Raw genomic sequence first — 368 nt, 5'->3', positions numbered from 1 at the left:
TCACGATGAGTGTCCACACAGATTGATACGGTTTATGTAAAAGAGACGATACTGGGTCTGTAGCTCAGGTGGTTAGAGCGTTCGCCTGATAAGCGAGAGGTCGGTGGTTCGAGTCCACTCAGACCCACCAATTCCTTTTAGGGAGTTGGCATACAGTATCGACACCTTGATGGGGCTATAGCTCAGCTGGGAGAGCGCCTGCCTTGCACGCAGGAGGTCTGCGGTTCGATCCCGCATAGCTCCACCATCTTTAAGCGCATTCGATGAGTGCTTTTAAAAATGGTTACTTCATTAGAAGTGATTAGCTCTTTAACAATTTGGAAAGCTGACAAAACAACAATTTATTGTTGTTTGTAAAGTTCTCAATG

At 45.9% G+C, this 368-nt stretch carries 2 tRNA genes; both read left to right on the top strand.

Annotation, left to right across the window (positions count from 1 at the left end):
- Positions 1-53: 53 nt before the first annotated feature.
- A tRNA-Ile gene (locus UF05_RS07670) sits at positions 54-130 on the top strand.
- Positions 131-171: 41 nt separating this feature from the next.
- Positions 172-247: transfer RNA gene (locus UF05_RS07665), tRNA-Ala, on the top strand.
- Positions 248-368 lie beyond the last annotated feature (121 nt).

It is taken from the genome of Vibrio sp. S457-15, from assembly GCF_000960545.1.
In the GTDB taxonomy this organism is placed as follows: Bacteria; Pseudomonadota; Gammaproteobacteria; order Enterobacterales; family Vibrionaceae; genus Vibrio; species Vibrio parahaemolyticus.
The sequence above is the reverse complement of the archived record's forward strand: the minus strand, read 5'-3'. Positions and strand labels throughout refer to the sequence as shown.